Annotated in this window: 30 protein-coding genes and 1 pseudogene; 5 read left to right on the forward strand and 26 right to left on the reverse strand. The window is 54.1% G+C overall.

Annotation, left to right across the window (positions count from 1 at the left end; all coding sequences use genetic code 11):
- Nucleotides 1-29: 29 nt before the first annotated feature.
- From DFO56_RS22650 to DFO56_RS22760, 22 genes and pseudogenes are all read right to left on the reverse strand, one after another.
- On the reverse strand, nucleotides 30-1,334 hold the full coding sequence (locus DFO56_RS22650) for an SLC13 family permease (protein ID WP_045512317.1): 1,305 nt from the start codon (nucleotides 1,332-1,334) through the stop codon (nucleotides 30-32).
- Between the two features lie 73 nt (nucleotides 1,335-1,407).
- A complete protein-coding gene (locus DFO56_RS22655) occupies nucleotides 1,408-2,166 on the reverse strand; it encodes a CDP-diacylglycerol diphosphatase (protein WP_045512320.1) in 759 nt (252 codons plus the stop codon).
- Nucleotides 2,167-2,287: 121 nt separating this feature from the next.
- On the reverse strand, nucleotides 2,288-3,277 hold the full coding sequence (locus tag DFO56_RS22660; RefSeq protein ID WP_020455947.1) for a sulfate ABC transporter substrate-binding protein: 990 nt from the start codon (nucleotides 3,275-3,277) through the stop codon (nucleotides 2,288-2,290).
- Nucleotides 3,278-3,424: 147 nt separating this feature from the next.
- Entirely contained in the window at nucleotides 3,425-4,387 is a 963-nt protein-coding gene (gene pfkA / locus DFO56_RS22665) for a 6-phosphofructokinase (protein WP_017459651.1), read from the reverse strand.
- 202 nt (nucleotides 4,388-4,589) lie between these two features.
- Nucleotides 4,590-5,474, reverse strand: a complete 885-nt coding sequence (gene fieF, locus DFO56_RS22670) for a CDF family cation-efflux transporter FieF (protein ID WP_020455946.1) — start codon at nucleotides 5,472-5,474, stop codon at nucleotides 4,590-4,592.
- A 247-nt stretch (nucleotides 5,475-5,721) separates the two neighbouring features.
- A complete protein-coding gene (locus DFO56_RS22675) occupies nucleotides 5,722-6,342 on the reverse strand; it encodes a type VI secretion system-associated protein TagO (RefSeq protein ID WP_045512324.1) in 621 nt (206 codons plus the stop codon).
- A gap of 10 nt (nucleotides 6,343-6,352) precedes the next feature.
- Nucleotides 6,353-6,685, reverse strand: a complete 333-nt coding sequence (locus DFO56_RS22680; protein ID WP_045512327.1) for a zinc ribbon domain-containing protein — start codon at nucleotides 6,683-6,685, stop codon at nucleotides 6,353-6,355.
- 98 nt (nucleotides 6,686-6,783) lie between these two features.
- Nucleotides 6,784-7,023, reverse strand: coding sequence for an ogr/Delta-like zinc finger family protein (locus DFO56_RS22685; RefSeq protein WP_071925247.1), 240 nt, complete (start codon nucleotides 7,021-7,023; stop codon nucleotides 6,784-6,786).
- Between the two features lie 294 nt (nucleotides 7,024-7,317).
- Nucleotides 7,318-7,503: a hypothetical protein gene (locus DFO56_RS22695; protein ID WP_020455942.1), complete on the reverse strand. Its 186-nt coding sequence runs from the start codon at nucleotides 7,501-7,503 to the stop codon at nucleotides 7,318-7,320.
- Nucleotides 7,504-7,512: 9 nt separating this feature from the next.
- Nucleotides 7,513-8,046, reverse strand: coding sequence for a DUF2514 family protein (locus DFO56_RS22700; protein ID WP_045512330.1), 534 nt, complete (start codon nucleotides 8,044-8,046; stop codon nucleotides 7,513-7,515).
- Nucleotides 8,046-8,438: a M15 family metallopeptidase gene (locus DFO56_RS22705; protein ID WP_045512333.1), complete on the reverse strand. Its 393-nt coding sequence runs from the start codon at nucleotides 8,436-8,438 to the stop codon at nucleotides 8,046-8,048. The genes DFO56_RS22700 and DFO56_RS22705 overlap by 1 nt, the downstream gene beginning before the upstream one ends.
- Nucleotides 8,428-8,751 carry a phage holin family protein gene (locus DFO56_RS22710; protein WP_020455939.1) on the reverse strand — a complete coding sequence of 108 codons (324 nt, stop codon included), beginning with the start codon at nucleotides 8,749-8,751 and terminating at the stop codon, nucleotides 8,428-8,430. The genes DFO56_RS22705 and DFO56_RS22710 overlap by 11 nt, the downstream gene beginning before the upstream one ends.
- Nucleotides 8,752-9,486: 735 nt before the next feature.
- Complete coding sequence (locus DFO56_RS22720; RefSeq protein ID WP_045512440.1) at nucleotides 9,487-9,897, reverse strand: type II toxin-antitoxin system HicB family antitoxin; 411 nt, start codon at nucleotides 9,895-9,897, stop codon at nucleotides 9,487-9,489.
- A 12-nt stretch (nucleotides 9,898-9,909) separates the two neighbouring features.
- Nucleotides 9,910-10,101: a type II toxin-antitoxin system HicA family toxin gene (locus DFO56_RS22725; protein ID WP_045512336.1), complete on the reverse strand. Its 192-nt coding sequence runs from the start codon at nucleotides 10,099-10,101 to the stop codon at nucleotides 9,910-9,912.
- 70 nt (nucleotides 10,102-10,171) lie between these two features.
- Nucleotides 10,172-10,456 (reverse strand): hypothetical protein, encoded by a 285-nt coding sequence (locus DFO56_RS22730; protein ID WP_045512339.1) that lies wholly within the window; start codon nucleotides 10,454-10,456, stop codon nucleotides 10,172-10,174.
- A 13-nt stretch (nucleotides 10,457-10,469) separates the two neighbouring features.
- Nucleotides 10,470-10,637, reverse strand: coding sequence for a hypothetical protein (locus DFO56_RS24780; protein WP_158539537.1), 168 nt, complete (start codon nucleotides 10,635-10,637; stop codon nucleotides 10,470-10,472).
- Between the two features lie 183 nt (nucleotides 10,638-10,820).
- Nucleotides 10,821-13,217: pseudogene (locus DFO56_RS22735) on the reverse strand (replication endonuclease).
- Nucleotides 13,218-13,219: 2 nt separating this feature from the next.
- Nucleotides 13,220-13,462, reverse strand: a complete 243-nt coding sequence (locus tag DFO56_RS22740) for a hypothetical protein (protein WP_045512342.1) — start codon at nucleotides 13,460-13,462, stop codon at nucleotides 13,220-13,222.
- A gap of 235 nt (nucleotides 13,463-13,697) precedes the next feature.
- On the reverse strand, nucleotides 13,698-13,916 hold the full coding sequence (locus DFO56_RS22745; RefSeq protein WP_082071796.1) for a hypothetical protein: 219 nt from the start codon (nucleotides 13,914-13,916) through the stop codon (nucleotides 13,698-13,700).
- Between the two features lie 88 nt (nucleotides 13,917-14,004).
- Nucleotides 14,005-14,232 (reverse strand): phage filamentation protein Fil family protein, encoded by a 228-nt coding sequence (locus DFO56_RS22750; RefSeq protein ID WP_045512346.1) that lies wholly within the window; start codon nucleotides 14,230-14,232, stop codon nucleotides 14,005-14,007.
- Nucleotides 14,222-14,431 (reverse strand): DUF4761 family protein, encoded by a 210-nt coding sequence (locus DFO56_RS22755; protein WP_233500432.1) that lies wholly within the window; start codon nucleotides 14,429-14,431, stop codon nucleotides 14,222-14,224. Before DFO56_RS22755 ends, DFO56_RS22750 begins: the two co-directional genes overlap by 11 nt.
- 248 nt (nucleotides 14,432-14,679) lie before the next feature.
- Nucleotides 14,680-14,961, reverse strand: a complete 282-nt coding sequence (locus DFO56_RS22760; protein WP_020455932.1) for a Cox family DNA-binding protein — start codon at nucleotides 14,959-14,961, stop codon at nucleotides 14,680-14,682.
- 109 nt (nucleotides 14,962-15,070) lie between these two features.
- Here DFO56_RS22760 and DFO56_RS22765 point away from each other — a divergent pair, with 109 nt between their 5' ends.
- Together DFO56_RS22765 and DFO56_RS22770 are read left to right on the forward strand one after the other, a co-directional pair.
- Nucleotides 15,071-15,391 carry a helix-turn-helix domain-containing protein gene (locus DFO56_RS22765; RefSeq protein WP_020455931.1) on the forward strand — a complete coding sequence of 107 codons (321 nt, stop codon included), beginning with the start codon at nucleotides 15,071-15,073 and terminating at the stop codon, nucleotides 15,389-15,391.
- A 69-nt stretch (nucleotides 15,392-15,460) separates the two neighbouring features.
- Nucleotides 15,461-16,441 (forward strand): tyrosine-type recombinase/integrase, encoded by a 981-nt coding sequence (locus DFO56_RS22770; RefSeq protein WP_045512349.1) that lies wholly within the window; start codon nucleotides 15,461-15,463, stop codon nucleotides 16,439-16,441.
- A gap of 176 nt (nucleotides 16,442-16,617) precedes the next feature.
- Here the strand turns inward: DFO56_RS22770 and cpxP are convergent, their stop codons facing one another.
- On the reverse strand, nucleotides 16,618-17,121 hold the full coding sequence (gene cpxP / locus DFO56_RS22775; RefSeq protein ID WP_045512352.1) for a cell-envelope stress modulator CpxP: 504 nt from the start codon (nucleotides 17,119-17,121) through the stop codon (nucleotides 16,618-16,620).
- Between the two features lie 151 nt (nucleotides 17,122-17,272).
- Between cpxP and cpxR the strand changes: the two genes are divergently transcribed.
- Both cpxR and cpxA read left to right on the forward strand, forming a co-directional pair.
- On the forward strand, nucleotides 17,273-17,971 hold the full coding sequence (gene cpxR, locus DFO56_RS22780; protein WP_044489537.1) for an envelope stress response regulator transcription factor CpxR: 699 nt from the start codon (nucleotides 17,273-17,275) through the stop codon (nucleotides 17,969-17,971).
- Nucleotides 17,968-19,341: an envelope stress sensor histidine kinase CpxA gene (gene cpxA, locus DFO56_RS22785; protein WP_045512355.1), complete on the forward strand. Its 1,374-nt coding sequence runs from the start codon at nucleotides 17,968-17,970 to the stop codon at nucleotides 19,339-19,341. The genes cpxR and cpxA overlap by 4 nt, the downstream gene beginning before the upstream one ends.
- Before the next feature lie 34 nt (nucleotides 19,342-19,375).
- Here the strand turns inward: cpxA and yiiM are convergent, their stop codons facing one another.
- Complete coding sequence (gene yiiM / locus DFO56_RS22790; RefSeq protein WP_020455926.1) at nucleotides 19,376-20,050, reverse strand: 6-hydroxyaminopurine reductase; 675 nt, start codon at nucleotides 20,048-20,050, stop codon at nucleotides 19,376-19,378.
- Nucleotides 20,051-20,211: 161 nt separating this feature from the next.
- On the opposite strand from yiiM, the gene DFO56_RS22795 reads away from it, so the two are divergent.
- Nucleotides 20,212-21,105 (forward strand): dihydrodipicolinate synthase family protein, encoded by an 894-nt coding sequence (locus DFO56_RS22795; protein ID WP_072051650.1) that lies wholly within the window; start codon nucleotides 20,212-20,214, stop codon nucleotides 21,103-21,105.
- A gap of 36 nt (nucleotides 21,106-21,141) precedes the next feature.
- On the opposite strand, the gene kdgT is transcribed toward DFO56_RS22795, so the two are convergent.
- Both kdgT and sodA read right to left on the reverse strand, forming a co-directional pair.
- Nucleotides 21,142-22,125, reverse strand: a complete 984-nt coding sequence (gene kdgT, locus DFO56_RS22800; protein WP_045512360.1) for a 2-keto-3-deoxygluconate transporter — start codon at nucleotides 22,123-22,125, stop codon at nucleotides 21,142-21,144.
- Nucleotides 22,126-22,381: 256 nt separating this feature from the next.
- Complete coding sequence (sodA, locus tag DFO56_RS22805) at nucleotides 22,382-23,002, reverse strand: superoxide dismutase [Mn] (RefSeq protein WP_020455923.1); 621 nt, start codon at nucleotides 23,000-23,002, stop codon at nucleotides 22,382-22,384.
- Nucleotides 23,003-23,222 lie beyond the last annotated feature (220 nt).

The following is a 23,222-nucleotide window of genomic DNA, read 5'->3' on the forward strand; positions in this document are numbered from 1 at the left end:
CCCTCTCCCACCCGGGAGAGGGTTTTACCTCACAATTTCCCCAACATGCTAAACCACGCGTAATCCAGCGGTAACAACACCAGATACGTCACCACTGCCAGTGCCAGACAGAGCAGCATCCCCGATCTCGCCGGGACTTTGCCGAGCGCCATCGCCACCACAATCGGCGACGCCTGATACGGCAACAGCGGCGTGGAATATCCCAGCACCTGAATCATGATCACTGACAACAACGGAAAACCGGTGGCGTCGGCAAAACTCTGCGCAAGCGTAGTAAACAGTGCCGGTACGCCGTTAGCGGTCATAATAAAATTCAGGGCGGTGGTAATGCCGGTCAGCGCCAGGAAACTGGTGAACGGCCGCGTCGGATCGAGCGGCATCACATGCAGCAGCGCATCACCAACGGCGCTACCGATCCCGGTTTGCGTCACCGTAATCGCCAGGCCAAGAATTCCCGCCACATAGATACAGGTGCGAATATTCACGCCGCTGGAAAATTCATCACCCGTGATAAACCCCACACGCGGCAGCAGCGTCACGCAGGCGGCAGCTAGCCCCGTCCACGCAGGCCCGATGCCGTGCCAGCTTTCGGTAACCCACAACGTCAGCACCACCGCCAGCATCCACGCCAGCCGTTTTTCTGCCCGGCTCATCGGTTCAGAAGGGGCTTGCTCGCGGGGCGCACGTGGCTGACCGGGAAAAAGCCAGCAAATAAGGCCAATCAAGATCAGCCCTTTTAAAATGCCAAGCACCGGCGTATGCAGCAACAGATAAGGCACATAGTTAAGATGAATGCCGTAAGAGCCTTCTGCCGCGCCGCTCATCACCAGGTTTGGTACGTTAGCGGGCAAAATGGTTGCCGATAACTGGAAAGTGCCAAAACCGACCGCCAGCGCCAGCCCGTACCACGAACGAGTGCCTTCGTGAATACCCGCGCGCGCCGCCATTGCCGCGACGATCGGCATCAACAGCGCAATGCGCCCCATGTTCGAAGGCATCACAAACGCCAGTGCGTAACTGAGCAGTACGACGCTTGCGACCATTTGCAGCCATGAGTCGGTCAGCTTTGCCGATAACGCTCTCGCCGCCCGATCCGCCAGCCCGGTTTTGCGTATTGCCACACCGAGCACGAACCCGCTGAACACCAGCCAGAAAGCCGATGACGCGAAGCCACCAAAGATCACCTCCGGCGGAGCAATTTTCGCCACCATCGCCGCCGTAAAAAACAGCAGCGCGGTGATAAATTCCGGCAATAACGAGGTGGCCCACAGCACAATAGTGATGCCGACAATGACAGAGGGAAGGAACAGAGGGTGAGAAAACCAGAGCGACATGCCTGTCTCCTGTAGTTTTTTTCAGCAAGTCTACGGTGACAGGCAGGCGGAGTAAACGTGAATTATGGTGGGGTTATTTCAGGATATCGCATTGATGATCTTGAATTTCCTCTGCCGATGCGCGATTAAGCGCTAACAGATTACGCTCGGTGGCCAGCAGCACAAACGAGCCATCGGCCTGCTGCGCCAATGCCAGCGCGAAGCGGCCCATATGCGCTTTTGCTTCCGGCACTTCTTCTGCCAGCATCAAAAACGGGCTGCGTTGCACCAGCTCCGCTTCCGTCACGCGGCGCGCTAAATATTGATGACCGAGCAGCCCCCCCGGAAATGCCAGCCACTGGCTGCTGATACGTGCGGCATTGTCATTCAGTTGCGTGCGCACATCAGGACGCAGGCAGGAGATATGAATATGAAAATGGTTCTGTGTGCGCCCGGAGCGTGAATTAATGGTTAAGGAGATGGCGTTGTCCGGCACCGTGCTGCCACGCAGTTTGCTCATCACATCGCGGGATTGCCACGCCTGCCAGAAGAAGTTGGGCGTTGTCGGTTGCAGCAGCAACGGGCTTTCCGTGCCGTTGATGCGGTACGTTGGCATCAGCAAAAACTGCAGCGGCCCATTGCGATCTTTCATCAGCACATAGCCGCCTTTCAAGTTCACCTGGGCGCAGGGTTTTGGCGAGTTATGCTCACGCAGGTTCGGTAAACATTGTTCGGTAACGATATGGCGCAGCGCATCCGGGTTACCGCTGTTTTTAAACCACAACCACGCTCCCGCCGCTGCCAGTAAGGCCAGCACCAACAGAACAATGACGACGCGACGCACTGTTTTCATTTTTTCCGCTTCCTTTGCTGAAAGAACCGGAATGATAGCGCAAATTGCCCGGCAAGTTGAAAATCCTGGATTTTACGCAGACAGAAAAGAAGACGCCCTCTTACGAGGGCGTTTGGGGAGATTAACGTTTACTGATTTGGTCGAACGTACCGCCGTTGGAGAAGTGCTCTTTTTGCGCCTTCGTCCAGCCACCGAACACATCATCAATGGTGAAGAGTTTCAGTTTCGGGAACGCGCTGGCGTATTTCGCCGCCACCTGCGCATCACGCGGGCGATAGAAGTTCTTCGCGGCGATTTCCTGACCTTCCGGCGAGTAGAGATATTTCAGGTAGGCTTCCGCTACTTTCTCAGTGCCTTTCTTCTCTGCCACTTTGTCGACAACGGAGACGGTCGGCTCTGCGAGAATAGATTCGCTCGGGGTGACAATTTCAAATTTGTCTTTGCCCAGTTCGTTGGTTGCCAGCAGCGCTTCGTTTTCCCACGCAATCAGTACATCACCGATACCGCGCTCAACGAAAGTATTGGTCGCACCGCGCGCACCGGAATCCAGCACTTCTACATTTTTAAATAGCGCTTTAACGAACTCCTGCGCTTTTGCCTGATCGCCGCCGTTCTGATGCAGCGCATAACCCCAGGCCGCCAGGTAGTTCCAGCGCGCACCACCGGAGCTTTTCGGGTTCGGCGTGATCACCGAAACACCCGGTTTAATCAGGTCGTTCCAGTCATGAATCTGTTTCGGATTGCCTTTACGCACCAGGAAAACAATGGTCGAGGTGTACGGAGCGGAGTTGTCTGGCAGGCGTTTGATCCAGTTTTTATCGATACGGCCACGTTCTGCAATCGCGTCAACATCGTAGGCCAGCGCCAGAGTTACCACATCGGCGTCGATACCGTTGATAACCGATGTTGCCTGTTTGCCGGAGCCGCCATGGGACTGACGAATCACAACGTTGTCGCCAGTCTCTTGTTTCCAGTGCGCGCTGAAGGCTTTGTTGTATTGCTCATACAGCTCACGCGTTGGATCGTAAGAGACGTTTAGTAACTGGATATCCTTTGCCAGAACGCTGGTGGAAGCCAGCAGTAATGTAATCCCCAAGCCCCATTTATTCATCGCCCGCTCTCTTAAAGTTATCGATTTTGATGTCGTCAGACTGCCAGAAAGGCATCCAATGATTAAAGAATAAAAAAAGATTTGCTATAACTTTAGAGAATAAATGGGGATAAAAAAACGCCCTCGCTATTGAGGGCGTTTTTGCACTTAGTAGAGTTTTTTCGCGCAGTCGAGCCAGTCGCCTTTGAACGGGCGTTTCATGTTCTCGATAGCGTCGATGATGTCGTGATGTACCATTTTTTCGTTCTGAATACCGACACAGCGACCGCCGTAGCCCTGCAACAGCAGCTCGATCGCATAAGAACCCATACGGGAAGCCAGAATGCGGTCGTAAGGTACCGGAGAGCCGCCGCGCTGAATATGGCCAAGAACGGTAGCGCGAGTTTCACGCTGGGTTTCGCTTTCGATGTACTTCGCCAGCTCGTCGATATCGCAGATATGCTCGGTAATCGCCACGATGGCGTGTTTTTTACCTTTGGCGATACCCGCTTTGATCTCTGCTACCAGGTCTTCACGGTTGAATTCCACTTCCGGCAGTACGATAAACTCGCAACCGCCCGCAATCGCCGCTGCCAGCGTCAGGTCGCCACAGTAGCGCCCCATGACTTCAACGATAGAGATACGCTGGTGAGAAGAAGAGGTGTCACGCAGGCGGTCGATGGCTTCAACCACGGTTTGCAGCGCGGTGAAGTAACCGATGGTGTAGTCAGTACCGGCAACGTCGTTATCGATGGTGCCCGGCAGACCTATGCACGGGAAACCCATTTCAGTCAGGCGCTTAGCACCCATGTAGGAACCGTCGCCGCCGATAACCACCAGCGCGTCGATACCGCGTTTTTTCATGTTCTCAATAGCCACGGCGCGGATATGCTCTTCACGGAATTCCGGGAAGCGGGCGGAGCCGAGGAATGTGCCGCCGCGGTTGATCATGTCGGACACGCTATAGCGGTCAAGTTGGATCATGCGGTCTTCGTACAGGCCGAGGTAACCGTCATAGATACCTGCCACTTCCAGACCTTCTGTCAATGCTGCGCGGACGACACCGCGGATCGCGGCATTCATGCCTGGCGCATCACCGCCACTTGTCAACACACCGATTTTTTTAATCATGACTACCTCTGAACTTAGGAATGCAAAATAAAATTCTGTGGCCCGAAGCGACTCCCCTGTGGGAGCGAACAACTATGCTGCAAATAGTATATCAATCCCAGCTTGCTGAATTGATTCAGGTCAGACCAAATGGCGGTAATTTATACACAAAAAGTTGGTCTGGCTCACTTTTTTACAACGAAATACGAAAGCCTCTACGTGCTTATCGTCCTTGAGGTACTACCGAACAAGGATCCTGATGGATTATCACATCAGAACCCGGGAAACGTTGCAGAATCGCCTGTTCTACCTGCTCAGCAATAAGATGCGCCTGAACGAGCGGCAGGTTATCTTCCATTTCCAGATGTATTTGAATAAAGCGGGTCGGCCCTGACTGCCGCGTGCGAAGATCGTGAGCGCCGCTGACGCCCGGCCAGGAGGTGACAATGGTGAAAATTTCCTGTCGCTCTTCGTCGGGTAAGGCTCTGTCCAGCAATGCCTGAACGGCGTCATACCCCATGTGTAACGCGCTATACAAAATATAGCTGCCAATACCCAGCGCAAACAATGCATCTGCACGATGCCATCCATACCAGGAAAGACCCAGCGCGATGAGAATTGCGCCGTTCATCATAACATCAGACTGATAATGAAGCATATCCGCCCGCACCGCCTGGCTGTGGGTTTTCCGCACGACCCAACGCTGAAAAGTGACAAGGATCACAGTACTAAACAGCGCGATCAGCGTGACCGTAATACCAATGCCAGCATCACGAAGCGGTTCAGGTTTAGCAAGGTGCTGAATACCGGTCAAAAACAGGAACAACGCCGAACCAGAAATAAACATACTTTGTGCCAGCGCCGCCAGCGATTCCGCCTTTCCGTGGCCGAAGGTATGTTCTTCATCGGCCGGTTGCAGCGAATAGCGTACCACTAACAAGTTGGTTAGCGACGCGGCGATATCCACCAGCGAATCAACCAGTGCCGCCAAAATACTGACCGAACCGGTAAACCACCACGCGAATATTTTAATTATCAACAGTGACGACGCCATGACGGTCGCCGCAACTGCTGCCCGGGTAACCAAACGCCCATAGGATTGATTCATAAACGCTCCTGCCTGGATCCAGCAGGGATTATAACGAAAGGCAGGCAACAGCAATGGGGAAATTAAGCAGTGGAATTGCGGGCAAAAAACCCCCACATCGTGTGGGGGAAGACAGGGATGGGGAAAGAACTCTCTCTTTAATCAATTGTAATAAATGGATTTATTGCAAAAGCTGTCTACCTGTTGACTACATGTCGACAAAGCGGCCGGGCATCTACCCGGTGGTCTGTTTAAAAATCTGCGCAAATTATTTCCAGCCGCAGGCTTCCTGAAGCGGCTTAATGGCTTGCGGCAGACCGGCAAGATCAAACGTTGCGCTCACCGTGTTTTCACCATATGGAGTGACCTGAAGAAATAAGCGGGTAGATGTTGCGAGCTCTTTGGCAAGCTCGATCGTGTTGCCCCGGTAAAAGGCTGCCTTGTTGTCAGCAGAGATCCCCCATGAATTGGTTTGTGCTTTCGCTTTATCCAACCTGTACAGCACCTCTGTATCCCCCATACCGAGATATACGCCCCAATTGATAAATAGCTCGGTTTTATTCTCCCGGCATATAACATACAAACCCGGTGTAACCGTCTCGCCAAATTGTGAGCGAATTGGCTGATTAGCAGACAAGCTGAGAGTGACGTTTTTTGAATCATCGACCGGTGATAGTTCTGAATCTATCTGCCATTTTCCGGCGCCTTCCGCTGTTTTATTATGAGCAGTTGCCGCAGGTGGCATAATTTTATCGTAACAAGCCAGACGCCTGTCACTGTTTGTTTCAGACTGGCACGTTGTCAGACCTTCCTTATCAATATTATCCGCAGCATATATTTTCGAAAAAGCCGCAAACAAAAACACCATGAATATAATTCTTTTATTCATAATGTATTCCTTATGCTTTCGGCCTGGTCAGAAAAACAATCATGCCGATAATAATATCGCCGATAACCCATATCCCCCCCAGGAGCATCACGCCGATGCCCGCGCCAATCGTCGCGCCTGCGCGTTCCGCTTCTGTCGTTGCGGCATCGATCACTTCACCACTCCCACCCGCACCGGCAAATAGGCAATAAATCATAAATATGTTGAATATAATAAATATCCATTTTACCACTTTCCCGAATAATGTTCGTTTCGGTTTTCTTATTTGCTGCCCGCAGGATGGACATTTTAATGCGGAATCACTGACTTCTTTTCCACATTCCGGGCAATGAATTAACGCCATTTTATTTCTCTCCATAGAAATAGTTATTTAACCGGCGTAAAACATAGCAGGTGAAAAAGTTTCGATAAATAAAAAACCCGCCGAAAGGCGGGTTATTTTTATAGCGCTAACGATATCTGATCGTCCCCCTTGTGACTTCGCGGGAAAACATCCGGAACCGTTGCGCCGGGTACGGTTTTGACTTCATTTAGCGGGCCATCAATATGGGTCATGCTTGTGAAGCAGTAACCGCACGTCAGATTCTGGCACTGGTGATAGCTGCGCCGCACTAATGGGCTTAGTTCGGTGCTGGTTCGGGTCTTTGCCGCTGCGCGGCAACGAGGGCAGCGTAATGCCATACGTGCGCCTCCTTTCTTGCGGGTTAATATCGCCGCAAGTATAACGTCTACGCTGTTGAATCGTCACTTTCTGCCGCCCCGTCGGCGCTCTTCACTTCCGGCGCTGGCGATGTGGTAAACCCGCTGCCAGCCATATAATGAACGCCGCGCGTAATCGTCCAGTTCCCGCTGTCGATCACGGCCTTAAATCCGCTTTTGCCGGCCGCCAAGCACCGTAAACCGGCGTTTACGATGTGCCGGTTCCTTAATGAATACGCACTGTCGCGGGCACTCTGCGAATGCCCGCTGCACTGGTTATTCAATTGTTTCCAGGATCATATACACCGTTTCTTTGCTTACCCCTGCCGGGAAACCGAAGTTTTTAATAAGCAGCGGCAGGTTATCCATCGCTTCCTGATAGTCGAGAAAGCGTGTCGCGCTTGGCCCGGCGGTTACAACGTAGGTGTCTTTTACTACTTTACTGATTTGTGCTTTTTCCATGATGTTTCCTCACTTTTTGACCGTCTTCACGCCGGTCACTGCGTCATATGTCCGTTCACAACTGCGCCCGGCGGTGTAAGCCCGGTCAGCCTCTTTTGCATACTCTCCCGCTGCCGCGTCAGATTCGCGGAGCAAGTCGGCAAGCAATATGCCGGCCTTTTCCCTTGTCGCGCGTTCTGCTGCAAGTGCGGATAGTTTGCCGGTTTCACTTCTGGCGAGGCTGTTTCGAAGTTCGGCGACTGATTTGTGCAGCTTGTCGCCAGCACGCTTAGCAGCATCAGCATCGGCCTGCGCACTTGCCCGTTCCTCATCGGCTTGTTTCCTTTCTGCATCGGCTGCGCGCTGTCGCCGGTGCTCTTCTGCTCTTTCCTGCGCCTGCCGTTGCGCCAGCGCGTTTGCGTCATCCCGATCGCGCTGCGCCCACTTTATCCGCCAGGCGTTATTTGCCTGCATTGCCCCGTGGTGATCTCCCGCCCAGAACAGCGCGATACTTATCAGCACCGTGATGACCTTCAGCCAGTATTGACCGATAAACGACACCATCAGGCCGGGTAACTCGCGTGTGGCAACTGAAAATGCGGGCCGTCTTTTAGCGTCTGCCAGTCGCCGCCCCACTCGACCGGGATGCCCATTGCTTCGCTTGCCTGCTTAAAGGCGGCGGCGATCGCCTCATAGTATTTCCACTCCCAGGAGCCAGCGTTTGTCGGGTATGCAAACACGTCGATCGCATGACCAGTGATATGCCTGCTTTTCATGGTCTGGCTTGCGCCGCTGGCTACCAGTTGCTTTTGACGCTCCAGAGTTCGCAGCCCTTCGGTCACGCCAAAATCGACCGGCGAAAGCTGCAGCGCTGCCCGCGCCAGCCGCGCCAGATCGGGGTGCACGCCGCGCAGGTTGCTATCGCTGCGCTGGCTGAATGAAAAGTTATTCCCCACTTTTTACTCTCCGATTCCGGCTATCGACGAAACTGGTAATTTTGTCCCGAATTTTTTCCGCGCCCATAAATCCTACGGATGCGCCAACGAGTGTTGCGGAGGTGATCGGCAGGCCAAAGAAATCCAGAGACGTGGCCAGAACCGCCGTCATGACGCCGCAGGCCAGTGCGCCCGTGACGGTCTTCACAACTGGCTGGCCGTCATAAAGGCTCATCAGCGAAGAGAGGCTGACAGCGGCCAAAACCGCATAAATAATGGGCAGATGGGTAGCGATCCATTTCACTGTTTTTTTCTCGCTGTTTGAATTGTTCATATCGCGCTGAGTCCCACAGTTGCACAATCTCTCGCTGCGCTGGCGGCCGGATATCAGGCAGATAAACCAACGCTCCTGCCTGTAATTCAGTTGCAGCCGAAATCCCTTTATTTACGTCTCACACCGCCTCAGTTACGCGCGCCAATCTGATCGAGGGGGCATTCTGTTGCGCCCCCGACCGCCACGCGGAAAATTCATCACTGGCATGTGACAAAGCGCCAGTGATAAGCGGTTGATATTAACCAGTTGGCTTATCATCCCCCCCGATGGCCGCCCGGCGCAAAGCGTTGCTTTTGTCAGAGGCGTGCCACAATCAAAGCCGGGATGGTTGAACCTGCGGGCGCGTTAGTCTGCCGCCAGGAATATCGTCGAAGACCTCATTACCCGCGCAAAATCAGGTGGATAGGGTCATTGAGATTTCGAAAAAATCGGGGTGGGCATCAACCCGATCTATCGCTGGCGACGTCGCTCTGAGTGGGAACGGGCGCGCGATCGCACGCTTGTGCAGTATCCTCGCCCGGTCGGAAAGCCGGAGAAGATGGCGAAAGACGCGCGCCTGTCCTCCCGCCTCGTCACTAACTGTTCCTTACTCTTGTGCAGTTTTGCCGACCAGCCGAAGTCGCGCCCCGCCGGGTGTTTGTGCGTGCTAAGACGTCGTTTTTGCGGCTAGTTTTCAGGCGTATTTCACCCATAAAAAAGCCGCCCTTCGGCGGCTTTCTGCTTGTTTTCCTGCGTTTATCTGATGCCTGCGATTCTCTCTAAAGCCGCCTGCGCCAGAAACCCGCTGCGGGTTTTGTACTCCGGATGTGTCGCAACGCACCGATCAATTCTGTCGATCAGAAAGCGCGGCAGCGTCACGTTGATTTTTTCGGAACCGCCCAGCAGGCGAGTCACATCAATATCGACAAGCGCCCACGTATACCCGGCAAACGCTGGATTTTTTGACCACTTTTCCGCGGTGGAAACCGGTGGAACATCGCGGCCCAGCTCGACCAGCGTTTCTATATGCCCGATGATCGCCTCTTTCGCGTTCTTGATCGCCTCATCAAGCGTATCGCCCGCGCTAAAGCAGCCAGGCAGATCCGGCACTGTCACACCGTAAGCATGACTTTCGTCGCCGGCCTCGATTGCGATTGGATAATACATAAACATCCTCGCTCATACGGCGGGCTGGATGCCCGCCTGTTTTCGTATGCTTTTTACCGTGCCAGTCGGTAAATCTTTTTTAGGATGGGGTATCGTCACAAGCCCCGGTTTTGTTGGATGGACGAAGTGGTGATGACTGCCTGTTACTCTTATCAGCACCCACCCATCCGCCTGAATTTCTGCTATCAGCTTCCTGCTGTTCATCTCCTGCTCCGTTGTTCTCAACAAGGTAACCCCAATAACCCCAACATGCAATTCACTAGGGTTACTGGAGTTATTCTTTTGCTGCGGTTACGTTGATCGCAAACACGTTTTCCAGTACGCCGCCGAAGTGCTTATGCGTGATTGTCTTTATCCCGTAGCCGCGATACGGCATCGCCAACCGGCGTTCGGCGTCATCGCGGCGCGGATACCCCGTCGTGATAATCAGCTTTTCGTACTGGCGGCCAATAAGACGCCGCGACCAGTATGCGTTCACCAGACGATACTCTTCCGGCTTATCGCCGCGTTTCATCGCATCGACGTATTCCCCACACACGGCCAGATGCAGATCGGCCACTAATGCCTCCCCCTTATTCCGCTCCTGCGGCGTCATTTTTTCTGCGAAATGCCGCCTTCATCCTGCTGATCAGGCTGCTGGTCTGCTGCTTTGCCGCCATCACCCGCGCTGGTGATTTGTCTTCACCGCGTTTCATCGCATCGACGTATTCCCCACACATGGCCAGATGCAGATCAGCCACTAATGCCTCCCCCTTATTCCGCTCCTGCGGCGTCATTTTTTCTGCGAAATGCCGCCTTCATCCTGCTGAGCAGTCTGCTGGTCTGCTGCTTTGCCGCCATCACCCGCGCCGGTGATTTATCTTCACCGCGTTTCATCTTCCCCACACACGGCCAGATGCAGATCGGCCACTAATGCCTCCCCCTTATTCCACTCCTGCGGCGTCATTTTTTCTGCAAAATGCAGCCTTCATCCTGCTGATCAGGCTGCTGGTCTGCTGCTTTGTCGCCATCACCCGCGCCGGTGATTTGTCTTCACCGCGCCGGCGTGTAACCAGGCGCCCGTCCACCACGCTGTAAACCAGATCACCGCAGGCGATAGCCGCGCCAGCCATCACCGATTTCACCAGCGCCGGGCTGCTCTCCAGCCCTTTGGCCGCCAGCAATTCCGCGATCATCGTTTCGCGTCCTTCTAATATCGGCGGCGGTGTCGGCGTTCCCCGTTTCCTCCTTTTCCGCTTAACGTCACTGGTTAAACGTTGCGCAATTTCCCGCTTCTCTTTGCGCGTCAGCGCATCAACATTCACCGTCGCGCCATCACCGGCAAACACCGCTATTTCTGCCGGTGCAGCTGCGTCGCTGTCGGCATGTAAATCTCCGTCAAACCCTTGCGCGGCCTGCCGCGTACAGTTATTGACAGAACTCCGAGGGGCGGCGCTGCCGCCTGAAAAGCCCAACTTTTCGCCAGTGTCGTCGGCCTTCAGCTTCGGCACGATTTTGTAAGCGCTGGTGCGGGTAAAAATTAAAGAATCTTTTCCCGCCTGCGGCGAATAGACGCCGGAGATCCGCGACACGTCATCGCCGAAGTCATTACCGTTTTCCGTGGTTTCATAACTCAGGCGCACGCGCAGCGCGTCGCGGGTGACCAGCGGTCCGCCCTGCGCCGTGATATACCCGGCCCAGTCGCCGCTATCGGCCGCAACGTGGGCCGGTGAAATGTCCGGGTGAAGCGTGAGATCGCGATCGCGCATGCGGCGAAGCTCGCGATACACCGTGACCGGCGCGCCGCCGATTTGCTGAAACTGGCGAATCGCCCAGCGTGAAGCCCAGGCGCTGACGCGGCGTGACATCGCTTTCAGGTCTTCGCCGGTTTCGTCGTCCTTCTCATCGTCCAGCGCGAAGCCATCGATATTCTTTGCAATGTATTTGGCTATGTAGCCCGTCGCGCCGCCGCGCGCGTTGTCGATCGGCACGACTTTAAAGCGGTTCTCGTCTGCGCCCGGCTCGTTGCCGTCTTCCTCCAGCGCGTACTGGCGGAAAGTGGCGCGCGCCAGCCCGACGTGATCGGGGCGCATGAACAGCAATAAGTGCCAGTGTGGTGTCGCGTCGTGGTGCGGCTCCGCAACGCGGAAACCGAAAACGCGAATGCCGTGGCGCTTCCACGCGGCGCGCACTTTCGCCCACACGTTGCAAAGGTATTTCTGGGTTTTCCGTGGTGATGCGCCGGTGTATTTGTTGTTGCGCTTGCCGTCATGCTGCATCGCGTGAAACTTTGACGGCGCGGTTAACGTATAGAAATCACCAACCAGCCCTTGTAGCTGCGCCAGATCTTCAAACCCGCGCATTCTGGTCATCAGTTCCCGGCGGCGGTTCGCCGGGTTCGCCACGCTCCCGGCAACTTTATCGATCAGGGATGTGCGTTCGCCGGTGTCCTAGTCTTCCAGCTCCATCGCTTGCAAAAATCTGGTGTTCGCCTTCTTTTGCGCGTGCCACTCGCTGACGCATGGCGCGCTGGCATATGGCGTGGATTTTTTCTGCACGTAACCGGCGGCGATCAGCAAATGTTCACGCCAGCGCGCGTGAATACGGCGCAGGCGGTTGAGCCACCATTTGGGCGACTCAAGACGCAGCACAATGCGTAATGCGTCTTCCGCTTCCAGCTCTTCTTTGCAGTATGCAGACCAGCCGGGGATCGGCGTATTCAGATGACGCGCCAGCGAAGCAATGCGGCCATAACCGGAAAGCGCAGCGAACGCCGGATCACCAGTGCGGGAAAGCTGGTAATTCGACTCGCGTATAAACTCGCTGGTAAAGATATCGACAAGCGTATACGCGAGGCGTTTTAGCTCTTTTTTCCTCGCCCATAACAACCGCAAAAGCTGCTCGCGCACCGGCAGCAGTGCGCCGGGTGTTACGCCCACCGGCGAATAACGTTCGTTAACGGTGTCGATACGGGAAAGGATGTGGCGTTCGAAGGTGTTAATCAGCCAGCGGTCGCCAGCCCGGCGATCGCGCGCGTCCAGCGTTTCCAGCTTGCGGGCATAGTGGTGGCGGAGGTACTGCGGCAAAGCCGCCAGGCGGCGGCGCAGGAATTTGCAGCGATCGGGCTTTTCGTCTTCTTCGGCCAGATCGGCAAAGGTGAGCTGTTTTCGCGTGCCGTTGGGTGTGAGATAGCCGAAGCCATCACGCCTGGTGTCTGTTTCCCACCCTTCCGCTGGCCGCGGCTGATTCCACGCGTAAGCGTAGCGGATAGCATCTTCCGCACTACCCGGAAACGGTGGCGGATCAGATGGCGCGTAACGCCCGCGATTTACTGCGGTCACGACTAATCAGCCTTATTCTGAAGACTCAGCAGCGCGGCATCGAATTTGTCAGCGTCCATCCACACAATGACCGCAGTTTTTTTCAGGCGGCCATACAGATCCCCCGGCCTGATGCCGGTGGTGACGAATTTCACTTCAGTGTCACCGTTGCGTTTTTTCGCGGCACCAGTTACAGACTGGTGAAGCGTCTGAAACGACAAATTTTCATCACCGATTTCGTTTAAAAGCTCGGTTAATCCGGCCATCAAAAACCTCCTTGTTATCTATCACGCCGCCCACTTCCCCGGCTTTTTTGCGCGTCTCTTCTGCCCGCGCCGGCAGATCGCTGCACGCTGATGTGATGCAGCGACCAGATTTACGCGCCCGGATCATTCACCGGCATGCGCAGGCGCTCTTCTTTGCGTGTGCTCCGGCAGGCGGCTGAGGGATGGGCTCGCCACCTGAAATTTCCGCTTTTCGCTATTTCTCATTTGCATGTCGTCATGCTCCATATGGCGAGGAAGGCGCGGCAGCGCGTTGCAACTGGTTGCTGATGCGTGTGCGGGTTGCGTCGATAAATTCCATGACGGCGGGATCGGTGGCTTTAAAAGTCACTTCGCCATCGTGCCGGGTTTTGATGGTCATCCCCTCTTCGACGATGGCCGGAATTAATTTATGCAAAATAAAATTAAGCTGGTCGCGTTTTGACAGTGCGGTCACGGTGCATCCCTCTTAATCAGATGAGTTTAACCGCCGTCATATTTAAAAATGACGGTAATACAAAAATGATGGTTAAAAATCGAATGGGTTAGATCGCCTTTTTAAATAATTCGAGCAGCGTGCGTAAAGCCCCCTTTTTTATTTTCCCGGCATAAATAAACGGCTTATTCCTTTCCTTGATAAATTGCACGCGCGTCGGTTCGGGTTTAAAAAATCTTCCGTCTGGCGTTTCAATCCAGCCGCGTGAGTTTTTGAAGTGCGTCACTTTGCAGCCGTGGCGCAGCAGGCTTGCCATCGACGGGCATTCACTTTGCATAGCTGCCACCCCGGCAAATGTTATCAACGGTTCTGATCGCGTCGGCAAGCGCGAAATCACGCCCGTAGTGATTCCCGCCGCTGGAAATAGTGTAAGACGCTCTCTGCGTGAAAGGATTGCGCGGGCATTCCTGAATCGTGAACCCGCGATATAAATAAGCGTGGCGACCTAATTTAATTAACTTAGAAGATATAGTCACTCCTATTTCCCCTTTTTTAATTGCTGGCTATCAACATCGTGTGAAATAGATTTAATTGCTTTATTGATAAGTTTTTTATTCGTTATTATAAATACACCGCGTTCGGTTTTAATAACGAGCCCTTTTTGCATATCGACTAAATAATTATTTTCTATATTTCCCGGATGGTGAAGCCGGTGACGTCTGTGAAACGTGGCCCGCTGCCCGGTGGAAAGCTGAGGTGATAATAAAAGGCACATAGCTAACCCTCACAGCCCAATCCAGAGCAGCCAGGCGTCGCGCTGTTCTTTGGGGCGGTTGTAGAAAGCGTCACGCATTGCGCGGTTGAACTCAGGCAGGTATACCCAGTTTTCTGCGCGTCCTGTTAGCGCGTCCGGGTTCTTCATTGGAATGACCGGCAACTTTCCTTCGCCAACCATATTGGTCACAGCCTTGGCCGTCTTGCCGATCATTTCTGCAAATTTTGCGGCGGGTACTGCATCAATCGGATGTTTAAGCTGAATGTAACTCTCCTGATGTTCCCTCTGCATGTGCAATAATCTCCTTTGGTGTTCGGCGGCTTACAACTCGTTCAGGGGTACTGTGCGCGCCGTTTGCTTGTTTCAATGGTATCAATTGAGACCCAACAAGGAGAAGCATATGGTATCAAATGAGACCCAGTCAACTGCTATTGGGCAAAAAATTCGTGCGATAAGGGATGCAGAAGGTTTATCGAGGACGCAATTCTTTGAATTGACAGGTATTCCTTCAGGCACGCAAAAACACTATGAAATGGGAAGGAGAGAGGGAGTCGGCAGCGAGATATTATTGAAAATCACCCAACATCCTCGCTTTGCAAAATATACGCTCTGGTTAATGACTGATACCACCATACCTGAAGCCGGACAGATTGAACCGGTTCTCTCCCCTGATGGGCAAAGCAGAGAAATTTCTCACCGCTCAGGCCGCAAGACTGGTTAACACTTCATTACGCATTCATCGAATGGATAGAAAGCCATTCGATCTGTAGCAGTACCGGAGGGCTTCGCTATGTCGATTAAGAAGCTCGAAGGTGGTCAATATCAGGTAGACATTTGGCCTCGCGGGCGCAACGGAAAGCGCATCCGCAGGCGGTTTGAGAAGAAACACGAGGCCGTGCTTTTTGCGCGTTACGTGATGGCTAACGCGGATAAGAAAGAGTCGCTGGGCGCGAGCGTAGATCGCCGGACATTAGGCGAATTGCTTGATGCATGGTGGTTGCTGTACGGGCAGGCGCAGGAAAATGGCGAAATTGAAAAACGGCATTTGCTGAAAACGATAACCGCGCTCGGTGATCCTGCGGTTAACCGTCTCAGCAAGCGCACGCTGGCGCAGCATCGCGGCTTACGCCTGGCGGACGGCATTAGCGCGTCCACGATCAATCGTGATATGTACCGCCTTTCCGGCATGTTTAGCGCGTTGATAAAGCTCGAAGAGTTCAGGCAAGAAAACCCCCTCAAAGGCCTTGAACCGCTGAAAGAAACCCCGGCGGCCATGACCTATCTAACCAAACCAGAGATCGGCCAGTTGCTTGACACGCTCACCGGCGACGAGCGCCGCGTTGCATTGCTTTGCCTGAGTACCGGCGCGCGCTGGGGTGAAGGCAGCACTCTACGCGCTGAACAGATTATTCACGGTCGCGTGACGTTCCTGAAAACCAAAAACGGGAAAAACCGCACGGTTCCCATATCGACAGCGCTGGAAAAGGAGATCAGGACCCGGGAAGCCGGACCATTGTTCAAAGTCGATTATGAAAACTTCTGTGAACGGCTGCGGCAGGTGAAACCAGACTTGCCGCGCGGGCAGGCAACGCATGTGCTACGGCACACGTTCGCCAGCTGGTTTATGATGAACGGCGGGAACATCATCGCGTTACAGCAGATCCTTGGCCATGCGAGCATTCAGCAAACGATGGTTTATGCTCATCTCGCGCCGGATTATCTGCAACATGCGGTGACGTTAAACCCGCTTGGCGGTGGGGTTGCGGTGTGACAATGTTGTCTACGTTTTGTCTACGCCGTTGAAGTCAGTAATCCGTTGTAGCCGCTTAATGCGGTTGCAGCGGGCACTGATTTAGAAGGGGTTTCCCGAAATACCTGACAAAAAAAACCCCCACATCGTGTGGGGGAAGACAGGGATGGTGTCTATGGCAAGGAAAACAGGGTTTGTTACTGGTAATGCCGGGTACTACTGCTACTCATAACCATCGACGGAGAACTTTGTTGCATCTGCGCCACTTCGCGCAGTTGCGTCATCCGTTGCTGGTGTTTCTGGTTTAAAACCGCTTGCTGCTCCGGCGTCAGCAGGTTGTACATCTGGTTGCGGACTTTCGCCATTTCAACCTGACGCGCGACTTGCTCCTGCGCCATTTTTTCTGCCTGAGCGCGCACAGCGTTTTCATCAAAATTTTCTGCGGTGACAAGGCGATGCATTGTCTCCATTTCGCTAACATTAACAGGAGACTGGTCGTGCCGCGCCTGTCTCATTAAATCCCGCATCTGCTGACGCTGATGTTCGGTTAAATTAATACCGTCGAACATATGGCTCTGAACACTACGCTGTGCAAACCCATCAATCGGGTGCCAGTTATCGCCTGTTACGACGTCAGCAGCCTGGCTAACGGTGCTAAACGCCAGCGTTGAGGCCATGACGGCAGCGGTAACGATGCGCATCATTTACTCCAGTAACCTTTTCGTCTCACGATTCAACGATAATCAGTCTACGATTCAGGCTGCAAACATGCGTCAGGGGGTGTAAAACAACGTAAAGTCATGGATTAGCAAGTCTCGATGACGTAATTTCTGCCTCGGAGGTATTTAAACAATGAATAAAATCCTTTTAGTAGATGATGACCGAGAGCTTACTTCCTTGTTAAAGGAGCTACTCGACATGGAAGGCTTCAATGTGCTCGTTGCCCATGACGGGGAGCAGGCGCTCGACCTCCTCGACGACAGCATCGACCTGCTTTTGCTTGATGTCATGATGCCGAAGAAAAACGGCATCGACACACTTAAAGAGCTACGCCAGACACACCAGACACCGGTCATTATGTTGACCGCACGCGGCAGCGAACTCGATCGCGTTCTTGGCCTTGAGCTGGGCGCGGATGACTATCTGCCAAAACCGTTTAACGATCGTGAATTAGTCGCGCGTATTCGCGCAATCTTGCGCCGCTCGCACTGGAGCGAACAGCAGCAAAGCACCGATAACGGCTCGCCTACCCTTGAAGTGGACGCGCTGAGTCTTAATCCGGGTCGTCAGGAAGCCAGCTTTGAAGGCCAGGCGCTGGAACTGACCGGCACCGAATTCACCCTGCTTTACTTGCTGGCTCAACATTTAGGTCAGGTAGTATCGCGTGAACATCTGAGCCAGGAAGTGCTGGGTAAACGTTTAACGCCGTTCGACCGCGCTATTGATATGCACATTTCCAATCTGCGCCGCAAACTGCCGGAGCGTAAAGATGGGCACCCGTGGTTTAAAACCCTGCGCGGCCGCGGTTATCTGATGGTGTCCGCTTCATGATAGGAAGTTTGACCGCCCGCATCTTTGCCATTTTCTGGTTAACGCTGGCGCTGGTATTGATGCTGGTGTTGATGGTGCCGAAGCTGGACTCCCGTCAGATGACGGAGTTGCTGGACAGCGAGCAGCGCCAGGGCGTGATGATTGAACAACATGTTGAAGCGGAACTGTCGAACGACCCGCCGAACGACCTGATGTGGTGGCGCAGGCTTTTCCGCGCCATCGACAAATGGGCGCCGCCGGGTCAACGTCTGCTGCTGGTGACCAGCGAAGGGCGCGTCATTGGCGCCGAACGCAACGAGATGCAGATCATCCGTAACTTCATCGGCCAGGCGGACAACTCCGACCATCCGCAGAAGAAAAAATATGGCCGGGTCGAAATGGTAGGGCCCTTCTCCGTGCGTGACGGGGAAGACAACTACCAACTCTATCTGATTCGTCCCGCCAGCAGTTCGCAATCTGACTTTATCAACCTGTTGTTTGACCGCCCGTTATTGCTGTTGATTGTCACCATGCTGATCAGCTCGCCGCTGCTGTTGTGGCTGGCGTGGAGCCTGGCGAAACCGGCGCGTAAGTTAAAAAATGCGGCGGATGAAGTGGCGCAAGGCAACTTGCGGCAGCATCCGGAACTGGAATCCGGGCCGCAGGAGTTTCTGGCCGCCGGCGCCAGTTTCAACCAGATGGTGACGGCGCTCGAACGCATGATGACCGCGCAGCAGCGCCTGCTTTCCGACATCTCGCACGAACTGCGTACACCGCTCACACGCTTACAGCTCGGCACCGCACTGCTGCGTCGCCGCAGCGGTGAAAGCAAAGAGCTGGAACGCATTGAAACTGAAGCGCAGCGGCTGGACAGCATGATCAACGATCTGCTGGTCATGTCGCGCAATCAGCAGAAAAACGCGCTGGTCAGCGAAACGGTGAAAGCCAATCAAATGTGGAATGAGGTGCTGGATAACGCAGCGTTTGAAGCGGAGCAGATGGGCAAATCCCTGACCGTCAACTTCCCGCCGGGCCCGTGGCCGCTGTACGGTAACCCCAGCGCGCTGGAAAGTGCGGTCGAAAACATCGTGCGCAATGCGCTGCGCTACTCACACAGCAAAATCGAAGTCAGTTTCGCGGTGGATAAAGACGGCATCACCATTAACGTGGACGATGACGGCCCCGGCGTCAGCCCGGAAGACAGGGAACAGATTTTCCGCCCGTTCTACCGTACCGACGAAGCGCGCGATCGCGAGTCCGGCGGCACGGGCCTTGGCCTGGCGATTGTCGAAACCGCTATTCAGCAGCATCGCGGCTGGGTAAAAGCAGACGACAGCCCGCTCGGCGGGTTACGCCTGACGATATGGCTGCCGTTATATAAACGCGCTTAATAACTCGCCCTCTCCGCTCACCGGAGGGGGCGTTTTATTTCCCCAACAACCTGCGTGAATTATCTTCAATCTTGCCGCTCAAACGCCGCTTTTGCATCGTACGTGTCCAGCTCGCCGACAACCCGGCGGCCGACAGCAAGCGATGATATTGCTCATCATCAAACGGCTGAAACCAAGCAATCGCCGCCGCGTCATAGACGCTGACATCGCTCACACGTGAAACCAACTCCAGTGGCGCTTCCGCCGATACATTGCCGCCCGCAATCACCCGATAAAGCCAGCCAGTACGGCCGCTGGACTGCATTTGCGTTGACATGTCGCTGATGCCAAAGTGGAAATTGAGTTTGAAACAGGGCGAACGCGGTTGCGTCACCTGGATCAGCGCGTCGCCCCAGCGAAAAATATCGCCGATAAAGACGTTTTTTTCTGTCAGACCGCTGGTGGAAAGATTCTCGCCAAATGCGGGCGCGCAAAATAAGGCCGCCTGCTGCGGAAACATCTGCGCCCAGTGAGCATAGTGTTCTCGCGGGTAGTGGCACAACGCGCGATCTGTCCCGCCGTGGTAACTTTTCTCCGCCTGCTCGTCCCCGGCGATACCGGTTTCGGTTAGCGTGAGTTCGCCTTCAACCTGCAATTTTGCGATGGCGCTCGGTCGGCTGCCCTGATAATCCCTTATTTTTCCTACAAATACCTCAACCGGATGTTGCATATTCCCTCCAACAGGCTTCGTTCATCACGGTATTACACCACAATTGAGCTCAGACCAAACCTGCAAAAATGGGACATTCATGCACATGCGCGCCGCTGTGCCGTGCTATCACTTACCTTACGCTTTTGAAACATGATTTCATTAATCGAGGAGGCAGTGACGTGACGCAAACAATCCCCTTTTCCGGCGTCTGGTGTCCTTCCATCACGCCGATGGACAGTGAAGGCAACATCGATCTCAATGGATTAAAACAGCATCTTACCCGCCTGACGGCCGCGAAAATCGACGTGGTATTGCTGATGGGCAGTATCGGCGAGTTCGCCTCTTTCACACTGGATGAACGAATAATGTTGATTCGTGAAGCGCGCGGAATGTCGCCCATTTCGATGGTGGCTAACGTCTCTTCCACCTGTTTTAACGACATCCTGTGGATGGCTGATGAAGCCTACCGCACCGGCTATGAAGCCGTGATGGTGCTGCCGCCTTATTACTATGGGCAAACCAGCAACCAGCTTTTAAGCTACTTTCGTGCGCTGGGCAAAGCGATCAGCGGCAAATGGTTTGCCTATAACTTTCCGGCGCGCACCGGCTGTGATTTAACACCCGAGCTGGTCGCGGCGCTGGCCGCCGAATTCCCCGATTTTGCCGGCATTAAAGACACCGTTGATTGCCAGTCGCACACCCGCAATATGATTCTGGCAACCAGGAACGTGCGCGATGATTTCTCAGTGTTGTGCGGTTATGACGAGTATTTCATTCCTACTTTGCTGGCGGGCGGCGCTGGCGTGATTTCGGGCTTAAACAACGTGATGCCGGAGCTGTTTGTTAAAGCGCGGGAGGCGTGGCGACAAAGTGATTTGGCAACCCTGCATCAGGTGCAGCAAGAGATCGGCAAATTTATGGCCATCTACAGCATCGGCGACGATTTTGTTACCACCATCAAAACCGTGGTCTCGCGCAAGTTTGGTTACTGCACCCCCGTCGCCCGTAACTTCGGCGGCACCCTCACTGAAGATCAGTGCAACATTATCGACACCGTTTTTGCTATTCGCTAATGCAAAAGCCGACCTGTAAAGGTCGGCCTCATTTCGTTATTTCACGGTGTTGCGTAGCGACATGTCCGCTTCCGCCCCTTTCACTTTTCGTGACCAGACAGACGTCAAAATCGGCACCAGGATCGAAGTAACGATCACCGATGTCGCCACCAGCGCCGTCGCCGCTGGCGCCATTGCTTTGAAGTCTGGCACCATTTCAGCAATCAGCACCGGCGTTGCCACCGCAGCGCCAGCCGAACTGGAGGCTGCCAGACCCGCTGTTCCGTCACCGCCGCCAATCAGTTTGTCGGCAATAATCAGCGGGATCCCAGTGATCACAATCACCGCGACGCCCAGCAAAATCCCCAGCAGCCCGGTTTGCGCAATCACGCTTAAATCGATGGTGTTGCCAAGCGCGAAAGCGAAGAACGGAATCAACGTCTGCACCGCCTTGCTGAAGAACACGCGCAGTTCCGGATCGAGATTACCCAGCGCAAACCCCACGAGGAATGGCAGCACCGCACCAACAAACACATGCGGTTCAAAAGAAGCGATACCGGCTGTGCCGAGAATAATCATCGTCATCAATGGGCCGGATTCCAGCGACATCAGCACAAAAGCCCCGGCCTCCTCTTTGGTGCCGTACTGCTGCATGATGGAGGCGTACAACCCGCCGTTGGTCATATCCATCGATGCCACCAGCGCCAGCGTCGATAAGCCGGCAAAAAAACCCGCTTCCACGCCATGTTCCGGAATCAACCGCGACGCGATAGCCGCCACCACCCAGGCGATCACGATTTTCGTCACCACCAGCGTGCCGGATTTACGCAGCACCGTACCGGTCGCGCTCAGTTTGATCGACGCGCCCATGCAAAAAAACCACACCGCAAGGATCGGCACCGTGCCGGTAATCATGCCGTTAGTAAATGAACCGAAGTATTTCCCTGCGCCGGGCGCGAAAGTGTGGCACAGAGCACCGATGAACAATGGAACCAGCATCATCCCGCCAGGGATTTTCTCTATTGCACGCTTGATTTGCATATCTTCACCTGTAAAAACCGTTCGATTTTTATGGCGCAGGCACTCCGGTTGAACGGAACAACAGCCGCGCGGATGAAGAGAGGGTAGACCCGGATTGATGCGAGAAAAGTGATCAAACAACCATAACAAAACATTATTTCATTATTTTAGGATCGGCGTTCCTTTTGTTTTCTGGCAGCCAAAAAGGAATAAAAAAGCCCCGTCGGCAACGCCTGGCGGGGCTTCGACTCACGCTCTACGGCGTGACGAAAGCGGCTTATTTTTTCGCAGCGAAACGCGCAGCAGCTTCGTCCCAGTTCACCACGTTCCAGAACTCTTTAATGTAGTCCGGGCGGCGGTTCTGGAATTTCAGGTAGTAAGCGTGTTCCCACACATCCAGGCCCAGAATCGGGAAACCGGACGCGCCAGAGATCGCTTCACCCATCAGCGGGGAATCCTGGTTAGCGGTAGAAACCACAGCCAGTTTGTCGCCTTTCAGCACCAGCCATGCCCAGCCGGAACCAAAGCGAGTCGCCGCTGCTTTTTCGAATTCAGCTTTGAAATTGTCCACGGAACCGAAATCACGCTCGATAGCGGCTTTCAGATCGCCCTGCAAGGTGGTGCCTTTTTTCAGGCCTTTCCAGAACAGGCTGTGGTTAGCGTGGCCGCCTGCGTTGTTACGCAGTACGGTTTTTTTGTCGGCTGGCAGCTGGTCCAGTTTGGTGATCAGCTCTTCAACCGGCAGGCTCGCGAACTCCGGCAGGCTTTCCAGCGCGGCGTTTGCGTTGTTCACGTAAGTCTGGTGATGTTTAGTGTGATGGATTTCCATCGTCTGCTTGTCGAAATGCGGTTCGAGGGCATCGTATGCATACGGCAGAGCGGGCAGTGTATAGCTCATATTCATCTCCATTAAGGGTAAGCGGCTATTGTGTTAACGCCGCGTAAGCAGTTGGTTCATTATAGTTAATTAAATGATATTGAAAATGTTTATCAATGCCGTAGTTTTAATAAGGTTATAACTTTTGGTTATGTTATTGAAATTGTGAAGCCGCTCACCCTCATCACGTGCTCATTGCCAGCCTGCAACGCAACGCGGCAAACGCCTCAAGGTTAATCTT

The organism is Kosakonia sp. AG348, from assembly GCF_003337365.1.
In the GTDB taxonomy this organism is placed as follows: domain Bacteria; phylum Pseudomonadota; class Gammaproteobacteria; order Enterobacterales; family Enterobacteriaceae; genus Kosakonia.